We start from the raw sequence: 18577 nt of genomic DNA on the forward strand, positions 1-18577 counted from the left end.
CGAAGAGCCCAAATCTCGTAACCTTTGATCAAAATTTCAAAGGAATTTCAAAAGGGGTTCGGAATTTTTTAATTCCGAACCCCTTTTGTCTACAAACTGAAAGAAGATGCTGCCTGAAAAATACAGGCAGCATCTTCTTAAAGTGGAGTAGTTTTCATTATAAAGTCCACTTTAGTTGGGAAGCAGGCGCTTATAGTAAGCATTAGTGGGAACGGGCCAACTCTGGGTTACGGTGCATCGCGAAATAAAGGATCAGTCCGGCGATAAGGAGCAATGTGCTGGTCGTGATGAAAACAGCGGAGAATCCATAGAAGCCAGCGACCATTCCGCCCATTGCAGGTCCGATGATATTGCCTAAAAAACGAAGACTTGTATTGTATCCGAGTACTTCCCCTTGCATGGATACGGGCGCTTCCTGGCGGATATACGCGATCCTTACCGGGATGATGCCGCCTATGGCTATGCCTAATAGGAATCGGACAAAAACGAGCTGCCAAAACTGATCGATGAAAGCGCCGGGCAAGTAAACGAGTGCTGTCAGAAAAAGTAGCAGCACAAGGATTTTCACATGACCGTGCCTGTCGCCTATTTTGCCCCAATGACGCGCCATCAGTAGATTTCCCAGTCCTGCCGCGGAAAAGGCGATCCCAGAATAAAATCCTAGATTCGAAGTCCCGTGCAGCTCGCCGACGTACAAAGAAAGAATCGGCTGGATGCTGAAGTGGGCAACTTGAACAAGTGTTGAAATGAGCATGATATTGACGAGAATTGGGTTGCGCAGGATATGAGAGAGAACCTCCCTGCTTGTGTAGCTCGATTTTGTTCCCTGCTGCCGTTCCATTTGGTATTCCTTCGTTGCAATGACAAGAAGGCCAGAAATGAAAATGGTGATCGAGGTGAACTTAAAGGCAGTGGAGTAGCCGACGGTGTCGGCAAGGATGCCTCCAAGCAATGGACCGAAAAGCGAGCCAGTTATATTCCCCGTTTGCAGCGTCCCGAGTACGCGGCCAGCAATTTCTTTCGGAGTCTGGGTCGAAATGAAGGCCTGTGACATTGAAATGAAGCCAGTGAATATCCCGGTGAACATCCTTAAAATGAATAGCTGCCAAACATTTTCAACGAATCCCATCAAGAAAATGGACAGTCCCATCCCGAAGGCACAGGCGATCAAGATTTTCTTTCTGCCATACCGATCGCCAATTCGTCCCCAAACCGGAGAAAATAAAAAAGCAGTCACAAAGGTGATTCCGAATGTCCACCCTGACCAATGCTGGATATATTGTGTCGAATAATTGCCGAATGTACCAATGTATAAAGAAATGAATGGAAGAACCATCGTCATGCTGCCGCCGATGAAGAAGTTGGCGAACCACATGATGGACAAGTTTCGTTTAGCTATTTGATGTTGTTTCATTTTACACTCAACACTTCTTTCCTCAGAAAATACTTCGGGTTCCTAAATAATAGTATACAGAATTTAACTAATTTATTAAATGATTTTGCTTTTTGTACAGAAAAACAGGTTTTGTAATGAATGAACGGATGTTATAATTTTAAAATGTTTAATTTTTCAGAAAATTAAAATTTGGTGGAAGGGGTTTTAAATTGTTAACTATTCTGGGGTTTTGCATGATTGTTACGTTCCTTGTCTTGGTCATCACAAAGCGATTATCGGTCGTCGTGGCTTTTATCTTCACGGCAATCGCCTTTGGTTTGATAGGCGGTTTTGCCTCCGAGATGGGAGATATGATGGTGGCAGGGATACTAAAGGTGGCACCAACAGCGGTGATGATCGTTTTTGCCATATTATATTTTGGTTTGATGATTGACGTTGGATTGTTTCAGCCCATGATTGGGAAAATCTTGAGCTATGTAAAAGGAGATCCGCTAAAAGTTGTCATGGCAACGGCCATCATTACGGTATTGGTAGGCCTGGATGGAGACGGTTCTTCTACCTTCATGATCAGCGTTTCGGCCATGCTGCCGCTTTATCTGAAACTGGGGATGAATAGACTTGTCTTGGCCTGTGTCGTCGGCTTAGGAGCGGGTGTCATGAATATGATACCTTGGGGAGGGCCCTTGGTCAGAGCGGCAGCCAGCCTTCAGGTTGAAGTATCGGATTTATTCATTCCGCTCATTCCCGTCATGATTTGCGGATTATTATGGACGCTTTTTTCAGCATATATCCTCGGTAAAAAGGAAAGGGAGAGGTTGGGGGTCAGTATGTTGGAGACGAACCTGCCGCCTGGAATGAGTGAACAGGCCGCTGCCGTCGAAACCGGATCCGGAAAACAAGCCAAGTTATTTTGGTTTAACTGGCTGTTGACGATATTACTGATGGTCATGTTGGTGATGGAAGTGCTTCCAATCCAAGTTTTATTTGCTTCGGCATTTGCCGTTGCTTTATTCGTTAACTTCCCGAATCCGAAAGAACAGCAGGAAAGACTACTAAGTCATGCCAATAGTTTCGTGCTGATTTGCACACTCATTTTTGCTGCAGGGATTTTTACGGGGGTATTCACGGAAACAAAGATGATGGACTCGATGGCTGCTACCATCGTAACAGTCATTCCGGATTGGCTAGGGGCACATCTGCCGCTCGTTGTGGCGCTTACAAGCCTGCCGATGGGATTCATTTTTTCACCTGATGCTTATTATTTTGGCATTTTGCCGATCATCAGTGAAACGGCATCGAACTTTGGCATTGCACCTGCAGAAATAGGAAGGGCCGCTTTGCTGGGGCATTCGACCACAGGGTTCCCATTATCTCCGCTGGTGCCTGCAACCTTCATATTGATTGGCCTTGTTGGTGTGGATTTTTCCGATCACCAAAAATTCCTGTTTAAGTGGGCGTTTGGGACAACCATCGTCATGACCATCGCAGCCATTGCCTTTGGCGTCATCCCTTTGTGATGGATGAGCCAATCAGCCTAGGATGTCCAAGTCTTGCCTGAGAAGTTAGTAAGGCATTTACCTTCACCATTTTAATCTATTTTACCATTTCACCCTCTTTCTGTTTATTCTTCCATATTAGTGGAAAACATTAGGATAGATGGATAACGGAAAGAGAGGGAATGATCATGAACTATAAACGAAAGCTTGTGCTGCCCATGTGTGCTGCCTTTTTACTTTATGGCTGCAATGCAGCGAATGATTCCAATCAGGGTGACAAAAATGTCGAGGACATGAATACGATAGGACAAGGAACCCAAACGGACGCGGATCCACAGGTGAAGGCGGAAGTTAAGGATGTGGAAGGGAAAACACTTGGCACCGTGAATTTTACCGAAGAAGGGAATGCAGTTTTGATCCAGACAGCTTTGGAAGGGCTTGAACCAGGCTACCACGGCTTTCATATTCATGAAAATGCGATTTGCGAAGCAGAGGCTAAGGATGGTCCATTCACTACAGCTGGAGGGCACTTCAATCCAACTGATGAAACGCACTCCCATCATGCGGGCGATATGCCTCCTTTATTTGTAAAAGAGGACGGCACGGCAAAATTTACGGCAACGCTGGATAACATGTCGATCGACCAATTGAAGAAGGAAGAGCTGGCAGTCATCGTTCATGCAAACCCAGACAACTTTGCCAATATTCCAGACCGCTATGAAGCCAATGGACAAGAAGGCCCTGATGAAGATACGTTGAAAACGGGAGATGCTGGCGATAGACAAGCTTGCGGGATAATTGTAAGCGCGGAAGAAAAATAACCATCATTGAAGCAAGGTGCAGGCAATAGGGCTTCGGAATGTTCCCATTCCGAAGCTTTTTGATTTTTATTCAGTTTTTTCTTTTATGTTTAAAGAAGGTTTTTCCTATATTGATATAGAAGTAAAAGAGGAAGTGCAGGGACAATTTAAGGAGAAAAAATTTTAGAGAATCCAATAAGTTGAGATGATCGAGAACATAGGTTTGATTTTGGCGAATAATTTTCGGAGCAAAATGGCATGGACTAGCAGGATAAAAATTTCACGGTTAAGGCGCGAAACCAACTAGTGAAACGCCCCATTCCAAAAAGCAAACTCACTGGAAAATGGTCGGTTTCAGCATAAAAAGAACCCGAATCGGGACCAATGTCCACAAGTTCGGGTTCGATGAATCATTTTGCAGCAAGGTCGTCTTCGATCCGCTGCAATCTCTCAGCGACTTCTTCTTCAGAAAGACCATGTTCGACTATATAGCGGTTACGCGGGTGCACACGGCATTCGTGGGAACAGCTGCGCATATGTTTGTGCTCGTTTTCTTCACTGCAAAGGATTTTCTTGTTGCATTCAGGATTGGCACAATTGACATATCGCTCACACGGTTCACCTGAATAAATATCACGTCCGACGATGACATGTTCTTTTTGATTGATGGGAACGGCGATTCTTTCATCGAATACGTACATTTGACCATCCCAAAGGTCACCTTGGACTTCAGGGTCCTTTCCGTATGTCGCGATTCCGCCATGCAGCTGACCGACATCCTCAAAGCCTTCTTCGACAAGCCAGCCGGAGAATTTTTCACAACGGATGCCGCCTGTACAATACGTCAGGATTTTTTTGCCTTCAAACATTTGTTTATTTTCGCGGACCCAATCCGGAAGTTCACGGAAATTCGTGATATCGGGCTTGATAGCCCCCCTGAAATGGCCTAAATCAAACTCATAGTCATTTCTGGCATCAAGGACAATCGTATCTTCAGCTTGCATTTGCTCGAAAAATTCCTTTGGGCTCAAGTAGCGGCCCGTCGTCCGGTTCGGGTTAATGTCATCTTCCAAGCGGAGGGTGACAAGCTCATTACGCGGACGAACATGCATTTTCTTGAATGCGTGGCCATCGGCTTCATCTATTTTAAACACGATATCGGCAAAGCGGGAATCGCTTTTCATCATGTCCATATATTGATTGGTTTGTTCAACCGTACCTGAAACAGTCCCGTTGATTCCTTCCGTTGCCACGAGGATCCTGCCTTTTAATTCAAGAGCTTTACAGGCCGCAAGATGCTCGACTGCGAATTCTTCGTGATTCTCGATAGGTACATATAAATAATAAAGTAATACTCTATATGGTTTTGTTTCCATTTTTTTTACCACCTATGTTTTATATTTGCAAGATATAAAGGGTGATCATTTAGACACTTATCTCTTACAGACAATCATTATACCAAGAAAACGTAAAAATGATAAGAGCATGAATGAAAATCAAAAGGAGTTGTGTGGAATGTTCAAAGATTTATTGAGATATCCCATCATTCAAGCGCCTATGGCAGGAGGGGCATCGACTCCAAAGCTTGCAGCTGCTGTATCCAATGCGGGAGGGCTGGGATTTTTAGCAGGTGGTTATAAGACTGCAAAAGAGATGAAAGATGAGATAGAGCAAACCCGTCGTTTGACGGAGTTTCCTTTTGGCGTGAATGTTTTTGTACCGGGAAACGAAGCAATTGATGAAACAGCAGTGGCCGCCTACCGTTCAAGAATCGAAAATGCTGCCAGAAGTGTGGGCGCCACCGTCGGCTACGGAGCCGGTGATGATGATGATTGGGTAAATAAATTGGCTGTATTGAAAGAAATCAAGGTCGATTTCATCAGTTTTACCTTTGGGTGTCCTGAATCCCGTGTATTAAGGAACCTTCAAGGCACTGGTGCCCTCATTGCCGTGACCGTAACCAACCTTCAGGAAGCAAAAAAAGCGGCAGATGCCGGTGCCGACGTTTTATGTGTGCAAGGGATGGAGGCAGGGGGGCATCGAGCCAGCTTTGAAAACAGGACAGAAGACGATTATGGCCTGTTGGTATTAATAAGGATGATTGAAAATGAACTGAACTTGCCGCTCATTGCTGCGGGAGGATTGATGCATGGGAAGGATATCGCTGCGGTGCTCGCTGCGGGAGCAATGGCGGCACAATTGGGGACGGCATTCCTTCGCTGCCCAGAAAGCGGGGCAAGTCCAGTCCATAAGGCAGCACTCAATGATCCGCGATTTAACCGAACTGCAGTTACCCGGGCTTTTAGCGGCAGGAGGGCACGCGGGTTGGTGAACCACTTTATGGAGGTGAATGATCACGCTGCACCAGCCGCCTATCCATCTGTCCATCACATGACCAAGCAAATGAGGAAAGCGGCAGGGCAGAAAGGCAATCCTGAATTGATGGCTTTATGGGCAGGACAAGGGTATAAGCTTAGCAGGGAAATTCCTGCCGCTGAATTGGTCGAGCTTCTAATGGAAGAGCTAAAATGGGGAGGAGTGGATGGAGATGGAGATAAGGCAGTTATTCATCGGTGAGTCCCCGCCGCTGCACCTGTTGCTTTTGGCAGATCCATCAAAGGAAATGGTAGAGGATTACTTGGGTAAAGGGATATGCTTTGTTGCAGAGCGAGACAAGCAAATCCTCGGCGTGTATGTTTTGCTGCAAAAAGGAACGGATATGATGGAGATAAAAAATATCGCAGTGGATGAAAAGCATCATGGAAAAGGAATTGGGAGACAATTGATTGGGCATGCCATTGGCTACGCAAGGGAGCAAGGGTATAAATTGATGGAAATCGGCACAGGGAATTCGAGTATTGGACAGCTTGCTTTATACCAAAAATGCGGATTCAGAATAGTTGGCGTCGATCGAGACTTTTTTACTAAACATTATTCCGAGGCGTTGTATGAAAATGGAATTCAGTGCCGTGATATGGTTCGCTTGTCACGAAACATTTTGTGAACGGCCATTTTGGATACGACGAAGGAGGAGGGACCAGAAAACATGAGCCTATCTAGATACCGATAGGTCCGACTCGTTCAAAAAGGAAGGATAACATGGTTGAGAAAATTGACGCGTGGAATTCCGTCTTGCTGCTAAAATCCATTCCATCCTTGCAAGGGAGATGCAACTGGACGACACAGCTAGCTCCGCAACTTTTTGAAAAACTTTCAGTTACTATGGAGTATCCAAAGAACCCAGGTGCTTTGATCAGTAGAGGGTTAACGGATAGAAACAGACGGTTTCCGGAATAATTCTGGGAACTGTCTGTCTTTTTATGGGAAATGGTCATGAAAAACGCCATCTGAATAAAAAATAAATACGATTTTTCGTAAAATGCTGCAGCATGCAAGTTGAAGTGAGCTTGCATCATCGCTGACACGTGTTGGTAAACGTAAACAACAGCAGCCAGCAGTGAATCAATACTAATTGAATCGCTGCATGCCGGGGGATGGAGCATGGCTTCGATTTATCCTTCATAGAAGCAATCCGAGTTTGGAAAAAGGCTTGGCAATGGTTTCATGCATCTTAGAAAGATAACTTACGAATAGACGGTGATTTCAATTTCTTATATTATTGAGAATTTTAAGGACGGTCTGAAAAAATAACTCCTGTTCTTCTTCCGTGATCCCCTCCAAGGCTTTTCCTTCAATCTTTTCTGCAATTTTAAGGCATTTAGTATGTACTTCCTTGCCCCGGGGAGTCAGTTCGATTCTTTTTTCCTGTTCATCTTTTCCTGGAACTTGCTTAATCATATTATTTTGTTCCATGCTGTTGACCGAACGGGTGATGATGACACTATCTACATCCAAGTAATTGCAAATATCGGGTATGGTGGAATATCCACAATTCTTTAAATAATTCAAGATTGTCCACTGATTATGATAAATTTCAAGGGCTGTGATTTGCTCATTCATTTTGCTGACTAATGATCGGGAAACTTGTAAATATTGATGAAATAATTGAGTAGGGTTCATATGATTCTCCTTTATAATGGTCGACCAATCCATTATATTCTTTAATTCTTAAAAGTCTATTGTAAAGAATCATTCATTTCAGTCAATGTTTATTTTTGGAATAAAAACACGAACGGGGGACGAGAATGGCGGTGGAATTGAATTTGATGGAAGTCCAATCTCCTGAATCATGACAAAATGGAGCTTAACGAAGTGAAAACTGGAAAAAATGCGGGCGAATATTATTTTTTTGCTGGCTCGGTCGGCGAAATGGGCTTGGGGGTCATTACAAGTGCTTCGCAGGGGCCTGGATTTCTTTTCTGCAAGAAATGTAAGGCTCCAGAAGAGGTAGGCTGCCTCAGGAAGATGATGATTGTGCTCTTGGGAGCATAAACCAAAACCAGCCTGTGATCGGCTGGTTTTGGTTTAAAACTTTTCGCTCGTGGAGCGATGCTTCGTTTCCTTTTTATTTCGTTCTTCCTGTCGTTCATATTTAATTTCATCGATGGGTAAATCTTCGATGGGCATGACGACTTGGTCACGTTCCAGCTGCTTTTCTTGATTTTCTTTGAATGCCTTGGATTTATCGTTACGCTCTTCAAGATACTTTTCCTTATCTTTGTTATCCACAGTCAATCCCTCCATCTCTTTGTAACTCTTTTTCCCTAAATTAAGAAAATAAAACGTGTATGCGAAATATATGTGACCCCGTTTCATAAATATAGAGAGAACAAGAAAGAGCAAGGAGGGTTTGCTCAGTGAATGTTGCTGATTTTTTTCGCTGGTTTTGGAGGGGGATTATCCTCTTGGGCATAATATTCATTATTCCTTATTCATGGGCTTTGATCTTGGCGTTACTCACTGCGATTCTTTTGGATGGATTGGTCCGGATGATTAGTGAAACGGCAAAGCTGCATCGATTATGGGCCGTCTTGATTTCATTCGTTTTATATGTAGGCAGTTTGCTTGGCATCACCTATTTTTCCTTCTCGGTTTTAATCAAAAAAATCATGGTCTATTCAGAGGAATTTCCTGAATTGATACGTCAAATGTATTTGACGGCGATATTGCCTGTCATAAGGCAATGGGAACAATATTCCCAAACGCTTCCGCCAAATCTCATCCAATCTGTGGAACAAACGATGGAAAAGGGCGTCAAGGCACTTGAGGGTTTCACGGAGGGCTTTGTTCAGGATATGGTCCAGTTCGTTACGCTAATTCCGGGTTTATTCATTGATTTGCTCATTTATTTAATCGCTTTATTCTTGATCAGTTTGGAATTGCCTAAGTTAAGGAAAAAGGGAGTCCAATACTTAAAGACTTCCACTTTTCAAAAAATATCGCTAGTTTATCAAGATTTAAGCAATGCAGCAATTGGCTTCATCAAAGCACAGGTCCTTTTGAGTCTAATTACGTTCATCATGGCATATGGGGGGCTATGGTTGTTAAATGTGAAATATGCAATCCCTTTGGCTCTGTTAATTGTTGTCGTGGACATTCTCCCCATATTGGGTACGGGATCTGTTCTCGTTCCTTGGGCAGCCATCGTTTGGGCACAAGGAAATCATCATTTAGGGATTGGCCTGGTTATCCTGTTCCTGGTCATAACAATCGTAAGAAGGACGATCGAACCAAAAATCTATTCCGCAAATATGGGGTTGTCCCCATTGGCTTCATTGATAAGCCTTTATTTAGGTTTTAAAATGCTTGGCTTCGTCGGGCTTTTTCTTGGTCCTTCGCTGCTCATCGTTTATGATACGTTAAAGAAAGCAGGTGTCATCAAATCCAACTTTAAATTATGAAACAATGGTTAAAGATTTTTGGCGTGGTTTCTAATATCGGACATATCTTTTATTGCCCTGCCTTGGCCATGGCAATGAGAGCAATCCCGGGAAAAGAATTGAAGATAGCGGGTTTTACCTTTCCCTTTGCAGTGCTGGCAAATGGTTATTAGTTTCATAATTCTTCACTCCTTCATAAATATTGCTTTTCTAACAGTATGAAACAATAAAGGTTGAACTATACTCGTTGTACTCATTCAATCTTGATGGGGGTTTATTTTGTTTATAATATGCTGTTTATCATTTCATGTACCAATGAAACGAAAATACCCCCCGTGCCTCAACAAGATGAGGCACGGGGGGTATTTTTATGATACGATTTCGGTTTGCGAAATCATTGGAAATTCTTTTACTTCGCTTACTATTTTTGCTGGTTTATATATTTCAATATAACGAATATGGTGATCTTCCATTTCTTTTATCCTAAAATTATAAGGTCCAAAAGTTAAGACATCACCTTGCTTTGCCTCGTAATTCTCGGTAAGGATCCAGCCGCCCATCGTATCGATGTCTTCATCATTTATATCCAAACCAAGTAAATCATTCACTTCGCTGACCAATACCTTCGCATCGATAATATAATGATCTTCTTTTAATTTGCGTACGTCGGGCACTTCATCCAGGTCGAATTCATCACGGATATCGCCAACGATTTCTTCGAGGATATCTTCAACGGTTACCAAACCTGATGTACCGCCGTATTCATCCATGAGGATAGCCATGTGGATACGTTCCTTTTGCATTTTTAAAAGTAAATCGTGAATCGGGATGCTATCGATGACGCGGATGATCGGACGAACATATCTGTTGATCGATGCAGCCGCATGATTGCTCTTGTCTATCATTTCAGTGAATAGTTCCTTGATATTGACCATTCCGATGACGTGATCTTTATCGCCATCGATGACAGGATAACGGGTGAAGTTGTCTTCCGCCATGACCGTGAAAAACTGTTCGATCGTATCATCCTTGGATATCGTTGCAATTTCAGTACGTGGAACCATGATTTCTTTTGCAATCCGATCATCGAATTCAAAGATCTTATTCACGTATTTAAACTCAGATTGGTTAATTTCGCCACTTTTATAGCTTTCGGAAACAATGATACGCAGCTCTTCTTCTGTATGAGCCAAATCATGTTCAGAAACCGCTTTTAATCCTAGCATTTTGGTCAGAGCCCTTGCAGAACCATTCAGTACCCAGATGAAAGGGTACATGATTTTGTTAAAGCCTATTAAAGGTTTGGAAACCAATAACGTGACCTGCTCCGCTTTTTGAATCGCCAATGTTTTCGGTGCCAGTTCCCCAACGACTACATGTATGAACGTTATGGAAGAAAAGGCAATCGCAACTGAGAGTACATGTGAAGCAGATTGAAGGTTTAATTGATTCAAAAGTGGTCGCAAAATGTTTTCAACCGTCGGTTCTCCAAGGAACCCGAGCCCTAAGGCCGTTACGGTAATGCCGAGCTGGCAAGTCGAAAGGTATTCATCCAGGTTGGATATGACCTTCCTTGCTGAAAGAGCATTCGGATTTCCTTCTTCAATTAATTGATCGACCCTCGTGCTTCTCACTTTAACGATCGCAAACTCCGTAGCAACAAAAAATGCTGTTAAAGCAATTAAAATGGCAATAATTACCAAGTTTAATATGTCCAAATAGTCTCCCTTACATCGTCTCCGAGACGAATAAGGAGTCCACCTCCTACATTTTTAAAATATACAAGTATATTTTTTTTGTCTTGCCAAATATTTTGGGACCGGTCGTACATAGCTTGAAGAGAATTATAGTGTATGCCGATAAGCGATGCGCAGACGGGAAATAGAAGAATTCCTGCATAATGGCTTGCATCCATTTATCAAAAGTATGCACATGTCCGTTACGCAAAGCAGCGTCCGTCCGTCAAAACGAACATTCTTTAATGCCCCATCAAATCACCTCAATTAATTAATTTAAATACTTTCATTATAGAAAGAGAACATCATTCAGTCAAACAGCTTACTGCTCCTTAAATCAGGTAAATTGCTTGTAAAGAGTCAATTTGAGCTAATAATTAGCCGTTTTTGGCTGTTTTCTCTACTTTATTGTATTATATGATGGAATATTCTGAAAATTAATGGGCTGATTCATAAATAATTGCAGTTTTCATTATTATTTGGACTGTATAATCATATTCTTAGAAGAAGGACAGGTTTTATGGCGTATAAAAGGGGGACATTGATGAAAATGATGGAAAGGATTGCGGCGGTTCTTGCCGGCAGCATGCTTGTAGGGGTGGGTATCAACTTCTTTCTGATACCCTATCATTTATTGGATGGAGGCATGATCGGGATTGGCCTGATTTTTCATTACTATATCGGACTTCCAACAGGGTTGGGGGTAATCCTCAGCAGTATTCCATTATATATATATGCTTGGTACTTTGAGAAAAAGCTATTTCTGAACAGCCTGCATGGGTTGTTATTTTCTTCTTTATGCATCGATATTTTTTCGGATGCCATCACCGGTTGGCATTTACCGATTTATGTTAGTGCTGTAATCGGGGGAGCGTTGATCGGGCTCGGAATTGGCTTGATGCTTCGGTATGGAACCTCTACAGGCGGAACGGATATGCTGGCACAGATCCTTTCGAGGAAGAGCGGACTGAATGTTGGTTTGCTGATTTTCTTCATTGATGGATGTGTTCTGCTTTTCGGGTTGAGTGTTGTAGGGACTTCCGTCTTTTTATATTCATTTTTAACGATCATTGCAGTAGCCATGCTGACTTCAGTCACCGTGATGCGAACGGCTTGATGTTAATTTACGTATAAAAATCTGAAAAAAGGAAAGGATGGGCAATATGAATAGGACGGAGTTTTAGTCCAATAACCGGTAAGGGGAAATACGAATGAAAAAAATCTATATGTGCTCCGCGTTGTTAATTATGCTGGCTGGCTGTCAACAGGCAGAAATGCAAGAGGATAAAGAAGTGAACAGTGCCGTTCCGGATTCCATGGAAGCATCGATCGCGATTAAAGGGAGTTTGGATAAAGGAAAGGAAGTCATTCTTGAAACGACAGTGAAACAAGGAAGCCGCTTAGTGAATGAAGCTGATGAGGTGTTATTTGAAGTGAGAAAGTCCGGACAAGACAAAAGGGAAATGTTGGATTCGAAAAATACGGGGAGCGGCAAGTATCAAGTGATGCATACGTTTACGGAGCAAGGGAAATATATTGTTATTGCCCATGTAACGGCCAAGGGCCTTCATGTGATGCCTGAAAAAGAAGTTGTCATCCCAGAACATGAGGATGAAAGTGCAACGGCTCATCCCAGTACGGATGTATCGATTGAGTTCCAAAGCAACCCTGTAAAGGCTGGCAGCAGCTCGACCTTTGCCGCGAGCGTAGAATTGGATGGGAAACCGCTGACAAATGCAGACGTGAATTTCGAGGTATGGAAGGATGGCAGCGAAGAAAGTCAATTCACCAAGGCTGAGGACGAAGGAAATGGGAGCTATCAAAATAAGGTGTCATTCGTTGAACCGGGTACCTATAAAGTGCAGGTGCATGTCGAGAAAGATGAGGTCCACGAACACCAGTTGCAAACCATTCAAGTGAATTGAAAAATGAATAAAAAAATGAATAAGGATAACATGGTTTTTTAGCTTAAATCGATTTAATAGGTTTTACCCATTATTAAAATGGGAAGGTAAAGAATAACGATACGATACAGTACAGCAGAAAGGGTGAGGTGAGCATGAAGAACCGAATCATCAATAAGTATAAGGATCTCGGGATTCATATTGAAAAAACGAAATCACGGCAGGAGATTTTCAACAATGTTTCGCAAACGGATTCATCCTTACTCACCACAGCTGCTTTTTCGCAATTCGTCCGAAAAACGGAGGCTAAAGGAATATTGATGCAATGAGAGACCGGAGCACATATTTGCTGGTCTTTTTTTTGTGCAATAATCTAGGCGGTACCGAGTATAGGGCAGAATATGAAAAACCGAATAGAACGCTGTGTCCCGAATAGGATATAAGGACAAACATTTTGAAATTGGTGTTAAGGGGAGTCCGATTGAATGGTATCACAGCTTATAATGACGATATTGAATTGGTTTGCCGGAATGGGGTATATGGGCATATTATTGGGGCTGATGGTCGAAGTCATCCCGAGTGAGCTTGTTCTCGGATACGGCGGATATTTGGTGGGCCTAGGAAAAATGAATTTTTGGGGAGCCGTCCTTGCAGGGGTAGCAGGCGGGACGATGGCCCAGCTATTTCTTTATTGGGCTGGTTACTATGGCGGACGGCCTTTTTTGTTGAAGTATGGAAAATATATTTTAATAAAGGAAAAGCATATTTTTATGTCCGAACGTTGGTTTCAACGTTATGGGGTAGGGGTCATTTTCACGGCTCGATTCATCCCGGTTGTCCGCCATGCCATTTCCATCCCGGCAGGAATAGCCAGGATGTCCGTATGGAAATTCATCTTCTATACGATTGCGGCAGTCATACCCTGGACCATTTTGTTTTTATCCTTAGGAAAAATCCTCGGTGATAATTGGCAGCAAGTCAGGGAAATCACTGCGCCATATCTAATTCCGGCAGCAGGTTTTTCCTTTGTTTTCATCATGCTTTATATCATATGGAAAAGGAAGAGTCCTCCCCCGGTCGTATTGGTTAAAAAAATAGGTCGGTTTTCTGATAAATGAATACAAAAAAACAGCCTCGTTGTTTACGGGGCTGTTTTTTCATCTATCTTTGGGGAAGGTCTTCCTCGAGAGGAAGCTTAACGACCTTTTTTGTCACTTCTATGGAACGAATGGCGTGATCTTCCATTTCAATCACCTTGAAGCAAAATCCGTCCTTTTCCATGATGTCCCCTACATTCACATCATAATTTTCCGTAAGCACCCATCCGCCGATGGTATCGACATCGTCTTCTTCCAAGTGAATGCCAAGTAGATCATTCACTTCCTTGACAAGAAGCTTCGAGTCTAAAATATAGTGCCCATCCTTGATTTTCCGGATGGAGGCGACTTCATCGATATCGAATTCATCCCTGATTTCCCCAACGATTTCCTCGAGGATATCCTCGACTGTGACAAGGCCGGAGGTACCGCCGTATTCATCCATCAAAATAGCCATATGGATGCGTTCTTTTTGCATTTTCAACAGCAGATCATGAATAGGTATATTTTCCATGACCCGAATGATCGGACGTGAGTAATTTTCAATCGCCTTGACTTGGATTTCCGGATTACGAATAAGGTCCGAGAAAACCTCTTTCAAATTCACCAAGCCGATGACATGGTCTTTATCACCTTCGACAACAGGATATCGTGTGTACTTCTCCAACTTTGCCACATCGACGAATTCCTGTACCGTTTCATCTTTCGAAATGGTCATGATTTCTGTCCTTGGGACCATGATTTCTTTGGCAACACGGTCATCGAATTCAAAGATATTGCTTACATATTTGAATTCCGATTGGTTAATCTCTCCGCTTTTATAACTATCGGAAAGGATGAAGCGCAATTCTTCCTCGGTATGGGCTATTTCACTTTCGGACGCAGGCTTGAAGCCAAATAATCCTACAACGAAGCGAGAGGAGTGATTCAATACCCAAATGAAGGGGAAGGCAATCTTATGGAAAAAAATCAGCGGGCCGGCAATAGCCAAGGCCACTTGTTCCGCCTTTTGAATGGCGACGGTCTTCGGTGCCAATTCACCAACAACGACATTCAGGAATGTTATCAGGGAAAATGAAATGATAAATGTCAGAATGCTTGTGACTTCCTGTGGGAAATGTAAGGCATTGAATAAAGGTCCTACCAATGTGAGGACAGTCGGTTGTCCCAGCCACCCCAATCCAAGGGCAGTCACTGTAATGCCGAGCTGTGTCGCGGAAAGGTATTCATCAAGATCGGATGTAACTTTCTTGGCCGCCATGGCTTTTTTGTTTCCTTCTTCAATCAATTGGTCGAGCCTTGAGCTGCGAACCCTGATGATCGAAAATTCGGAAGCTACAAAAAAGGCAGTTAAAGCGATTAAAATAATGACTAATAACAAACTTAATATGTCCAAATAGTGAGGGATTCCATTGAATCGCCGTTGATGCCGGACGACCTAATTATCCCAGTCACCTCCCAAAACCAATAATAAATGAAATGATTAACTTTTATAAATGGCAGATGAAAAATAAATATCGGTTTATTCCATATGAGAATTTTCGATCTATAGCGTCATTCACCTCGATCAGTAGCGGAACCTTCCTAATAGTATAAGTAAACGGAGGCCATTCAGTCAAAAATTTCACACTGAAAATCCAAGGAAATCAGGATATTTATTCATTATTTAGTTTGCAGCTGTATTGAAAAGGTCGTCAGGAAATCGGTTGAATGACATGATAAGGTTCCTTTATGTTTCAAAACGATTTCTTTACAGACGAATAGCCCCAGCCCCGTCCCCCTTTTTTTTGTGGTGATGAAAGGTTCAAAAATATTCGGCAGGACCTCTTCCGGTATCTTCGGACCATTGTTGGAAATATTCAAGGTAAGGATGCCAGGGGGTGATTCAGAGCCGGAAATATAAATGGATGGGGAAGGCATCCCAGTCACTACATCCAAGGCATTTAAAATGATATTCAATAACACTTGGCGAAATTCCTCTTCAGAACCTGAAATGACGGCATCATCGGCAACGTTACATGTAATCGAAGCGTTGACTTCCAAAATGCTGGGATATAAAAATTCAATTACCTCGTTAACCAGTCGGGAGATCGAAAATAGTTCTGTCGGCGATCCCGATGTTTCCTTTTTGGACATATTGAGGAATTGGGTAATCCGGTAATTGAGCTGATCCAACTCCTTGGAAATGATATCAAGATATTTGATTTCAGGTTGTTCTGCTTGTAGCAATTGTATGAATCCCATGATGGAAGTCAGAGGATTGCGGAATTCATGGACAAAACTTGAGGTCATTTGGCCTAAAAGTGTCAAACGGTCTTTATGGTTAGGGCTTATGAATTGATAGCGTTCGTCCAGTTCCTTCGTTTTCAAATCGGTATAATGGGATGATGCAAACTGAATGAGTTGATCGAAGTAAACGTTGATTTGCTTAATGAGAGCGGATCCTTCTTCCATAGGCATCCTGGAAATTAAAACGTGTTCAATGAAGATAGACCTTCCGATGGTTACAGAGGAAAAGAAAACTTCCATATTCAACTGCTTATTGACTCGGTCAGTTGCAATTTTTTCACCGATTACCCTCAGTATATCTCCCATGTCCGTATTCGATTTTTCAAGTTGATCCATCAATAAACTGAAAACGTTTTCCACTTCCCGCTTGAAGTAACCTACATATCCATCCGGTAAATGCAGCAGTTCATCTTTCCATTTAGAAAGGATAGTGCTCTTTTGAGAAGATAAAAAGTGAATGGTCATTTCTCGATTAGATACCATTTTGCCCTCCATACTGTAGGAAAATGAATTTACTTTTGACCCAGAAATTTATTTTCTTCAATAAAAATTACAAAATATCAAAATAATTACATGATGTGTTTATGATAACAGATTAATGGTGTTTAGACATGTGTCAATGGGTTAGTAATTCGTCAATCAATAAAAGAATACCTCTTTTTGTGCTGGTTTTATTACAGTTATTACAAGGATGAAAATAAAAAAAGGGAGTCCGTAAAGTTACTGACGGTCTCCTTTCCTGTTAATGGCAAATGGTTCGATGTGAACGATTGCATGCTGGATATTAAATTCTTTAAAAAGGTTTTCTTCGATATTAACAGTAATATCGTGACCTTGGATGACGGTCAAAAGAGGATCAACGAGCACGGTGGTTTCGAGCAGGATTTCACTTCCATGCATGCGTGCCTTAATTTCACTCATGCCTTTAACGCCTTCTGTCAATATAATGGTGTGACCAATCTTTTGCAGCAGCTGTTCGTCGAATCCATCGGTTAAAGAAATGGAGGCATCCCGGAAAATGCCCCATGCCGTTTTGCAGATGATGATACCCACGACTGCAGCGGCTATGGCATCCAACCAAGGAATTCCAAGCTTGGAACCGAGTATTCCTATAAACGCACCGACACTGACAAGGGCATCGGAACGGTTATCCTGTGCAACGGCATAAATGGAGGAGCTGTTGATTTTCTTACTTAAAACCAAATTGTAACGATAAATTCCGTACATGAAGAGAGCAGAGAAAAGTGCGACATAAGCGGTCAGCATATTCGGGACGGTCGTCGAATCTGGCTGGAAGAAGGATTCCACAGCACTGTATACAACCTGCAGGCCCACGGTTATCATGATGAAGGCAGCGACTAACGATGCTATGGTTTCCGCCCTTAAATGGCCGTATGAATGATTATCATCTGGCGGTCTCTTTGAAATTTTCAAACCAATCAATACGGCAATCGAGGCGATAATGTCGGTCGTATTATTTAAACCATCTGCCCAGAGTCCTTTGGATTCACCGAAATGGCCAAACGACAATTTAAGAGCGGACAAGAATATGTAAGCGGCAATGCTTATGTAGGCGCCTTTTTCAGCCGAAACCGAATGTTTATCCATGTCTATCCCCCTTCCCGATGATAATTAGGTTTATTCATGAAACAAACCATATTGAGCTGTACAATAATGGACAAAAGAAGTTGGTTGAAAGGGTGTATGCATTCTAATGCAATCATGAGTCGGTTAATTTTTTTGGAAACCAATAGTATATTCTAACCGTCGAACGATAAATAAATACTTCCGCAAGAGGAGCCAAAAAGACTGAAAGGGAAAATGCGATCATAACCTAAGCCACGATGGTCAACGGGGAGCATGAGGCTGCTTTTTTGTTTGCCTAGAAGCCATTTATTCATTCTTGAATGAAGATAATTTTGTTCGGTATGCCAAAAAAAGCAGGATTCTCTATGGAATCCTGCTCAGACTGTAGACAAACTCGATAGAAATCGAGTTTGTCTATTTTTATGGCCTGTACAATTTAGACGTTGATTTCCACTCCAGGCACTCGCTTTCCGCGGGCGGTCGGGGAGCCTC

At 42.5% G+C, this 18577-nt stretch carries 20 protein-coding genes; 12 read left to right on the forward strand and 8 right to left on the reverse strand.

All coding sequences use genetic code 11. The features are described 5' to 3' along the window. Positions 1–202: 202 nt before the first annotated feature. Positions 203–1414, reverse strand: coding sequence for an MFS transporter (locus tag AS888_RS19080; RefSeq protein WP_061143733.1), 1212 nt, complete (start codon positions 1412–1414; stop codon positions 203–205). A gap of 191 nt (positions 1415–1605) precedes the next feature. Between AS888_RS19080 and AS888_RS19085 the strand changes: the two genes are divergently transcribed. Together AS888_RS19085 and AS888_RS19090 are read left to right on the forward strand one after the other, a co-directional pair. Beyond that, positions 1606–2913, forward strand: coding sequence for a CitMHS family transporter (locus AS888_RS19085; RefSeq protein WP_061143734.1), 1308 nt, complete (start codon positions 1606–1608; stop codon positions 2911–2913). 167 nt (positions 2914–3080) lie between these two features. Continuing rightward, positions 3081–3713 carry a superoxide dismutase family protein gene (locus AS888_RS19090; protein ID WP_061143735.1) on the forward strand — a complete coding sequence of 211 codons (633 nt, stop codon included), beginning with the start codon at positions 3081–3083 and terminating at the stop codon, positions 3711–3713. Between the two features lie 389 nt (positions 3714–4102). Here AS888_RS19090 and trhO read toward each other — a convergent pair whose 3' ends face one another. Further along, positions 4103–5068, reverse strand: a complete 966-nt coding sequence (trhO, locus tag AS888_RS19095; protein ID WP_061143736.1) for an oxygen-dependent tRNA uridine(34) hydroxylase TrhO — start codon at positions 5066–5068, stop codon at positions 4103–4105. 139 nt (positions 5069–5207) lie between these two features. On the opposite strand from trhO, the gene AS888_RS19100 reads away from it, so the two are divergent. The 3 genes from AS888_RS19100 to AS888_RS25930 all read left to right on the forward strand — a co-directional run bounded on the left by AS888_RS19100 (position 5208) and on the right by AS888_RS25930 (position 6989). Continuing rightward, the gene (locus AS888_RS19100; protein WP_061143737.1) at positions 5208–6269 is read left to right on the forward strand and encodes a nitronate monooxygenase; all 1062 of its coding nucleotides are present in this window, start codon (positions 5208–5210) and stop codon (positions 6267–6269) included. Next, on the forward strand, positions 6241–6696 hold the full coding sequence (locus tag AS888_RS19105; RefSeq protein WP_061143738.1) for a GNAT family N-acetyltransferase: 456 nt from the start codon (positions 6241–6243) through the stop codon (positions 6694–6696). Before AS888_RS19100 ends, AS888_RS19105 begins: the two co-directional genes overlap by 29 nt. 95 nt (positions 6697–6791) lie before the next feature. Continuing rightward, positions 6792–6989 carry a hypothetical protein gene (locus AS888_RS25930; RefSeq protein ID WP_155645555.1) on the forward strand — a complete coding sequence of 66 codons (198 nt, stop codon included), beginning with the start codon at positions 6792–6794 and terminating at the stop codon, positions 6987–6989. 306 nt (positions 6990–7295) lie between these two features. On the opposite strand, the gene AS888_RS19115 is transcribed toward AS888_RS25930, so the two are convergent. Continuing rightward, entirely contained in the window at positions 7296–7712 is a 417-nt protein-coding gene (locus tag AS888_RS19115) for a MarR family winged helix-turn-helix transcriptional regulator (protein WP_061143740.1), read from the reverse strand. Between the two features lie 192 nt (positions 7713–7904). Between AS888_RS19115 and AS888_RS19120 the strand changes: the two genes are divergently transcribed. After that, positions 7905–8084, forward strand: a complete 180-nt coding sequence (locus AS888_RS19120; RefSeq protein WP_155645557.1) for a hypothetical protein — start codon at positions 7905–7907, stop codon at positions 8082–8084. 33 nt (positions 8085–8117) lie between these two features. Here AS888_RS19120 and AS888_RS19125 read toward each other — a convergent pair whose 3' ends face one another. Continuing rightward, positions 8118–8321, reverse strand: a complete 204-nt coding sequence (locus tag AS888_RS19125; protein WP_081092527.1) for a hypothetical protein — start codon at positions 8319–8321, stop codon at positions 8118–8120. A 176-nt stretch (positions 8322–8497) separates the two neighbouring features. On the opposite strand from AS888_RS19125, the gene ytvI reads away from it, so the two are divergent. Continuing rightward, positions 8498–9493 (forward strand): sporulation integral membrane protein YtvI, encoded by a 996-nt coding sequence (gene ytvI, locus AS888_RS19130; protein ID WP_260320313.1) that lies wholly within the window; start codon positions 8498–8500, stop codon positions 9491–9493. Next, complete coding sequence (locus tag AS888_RS26505; RefSeq protein WP_155645558.1) at positions 9490–9645, forward strand: hypothetical protein; 156 nt, start codon at positions 9490–9492, stop codon at positions 9643–9645. The genes ytvI and AS888_RS26505 overlap by 4 nt, the downstream gene beginning before the upstream one ends. Positions 9646–9840: 195 nt before the next feature. On the opposite strand, the gene AS888_RS19135 is transcribed toward AS888_RS26505, so the two are convergent. After that, complete coding sequence (locus AS888_RS19135; RefSeq protein WP_061143744.1) at positions 9841–11190, reverse strand: hemolysin family protein; 1350 nt, start codon at positions 11188–11190, stop codon at positions 9841–9843. A 562-nt stretch (positions 11191–11752) separates the two neighbouring features. On the opposite strand from AS888_RS19135, the gene AS888_RS19140 reads away from it, so the two are divergent. The 4 genes from AS888_RS19140 (at position 11753) to uptA (ending at position 14230) form a co-directional block, all read left to right on the forward strand. Beyond that, positions 11753–12325 carry a YitT family protein gene (locus AS888_RS19140; RefSeq protein ID WP_311316491.1) on the forward strand — a complete coding sequence of 191 codons (573 nt, stop codon included), beginning with the start codon at positions 11753–11755 and terminating at the stop codon, positions 12323–12325. 94 nt (positions 12326–12419) lie between these two features. Beyond that, the gene (locus AS888_RS19145; protein WP_061143745.1) at positions 12420–13133 is read left to right on the forward strand and encodes a FixH family protein; all 714 of its coding nucleotides are present in this window, start codon (positions 12420–12422) and stop codon (positions 13131–13133) included. A gap of 134 nt (positions 13134–13267) precedes the next feature. Next, entirely contained in the window at positions 13268–13441 is a 174-nt protein-coding gene (locus tag AS888_RS25940; RefSeq protein WP_155645559.1) for an Lmo0850 family protein, read from the forward strand. Positions 13442–13597: 156 nt separating this feature from the next. Then, positions 13598–14230, forward strand: coding sequence for an undecaprenyl phosphate transporter UptA (uptA, locus tag AS888_RS19150; RefSeq protein ID WP_061143746.1), 633 nt, complete (start codon positions 13598–13600; stop codon positions 14228–14230). 43 nt (positions 14231–14273) lie between these two features. On the opposite strand, the gene AS888_RS19155 is transcribed toward uptA, so the two are convergent. The 3 genes from AS888_RS19155 to AS888_RS19165 all read right to left on the reverse strand — a co-directional run bounded on the left by AS888_RS19155 (position 14274) and on the right by AS888_RS19165 (position 18106). After that, positions 14274–15605 (reverse strand): hemolysin family protein, encoded by a 1332-nt coding sequence (locus AS888_RS19155; RefSeq protein ID WP_061143747.1) that lies wholly within the window; start codon positions 15603–15605, stop codon positions 14274–14276. Between the two features lie 266 nt (positions 15606–15871). After that, a complete protein-coding gene (locus tag AS888_RS19160) occupies positions 15872–16981 on the reverse strand; it encodes a sensor histidine kinase (RefSeq protein WP_061143748.1) in 1110 nt (369 codons plus the stop codon). Positions 16982–17218: 237 nt separating this feature from the next. Further along, the gene (locus AS888_RS19165) at positions 17219–18106 is read right to left on the reverse strand and encodes a cation diffusion facilitator family transporter (protein WP_061143749.1); all 888 of its coding nucleotides are present in this window, start codon (positions 18104–18106) and stop codon (positions 17219–17221) included. Between the last annotated feature and the right edge of the window lie 471 nt (positions 18107–18577).

The organism is Peribacillus simplex (assembly GCF_001542915.1).
Taxonomy (GTDB): domain Bacteria; phylum Bacillota; class Bacilli; order Bacillales; family DSM-1321; genus Peribacillus; species Peribacillus simplex_B.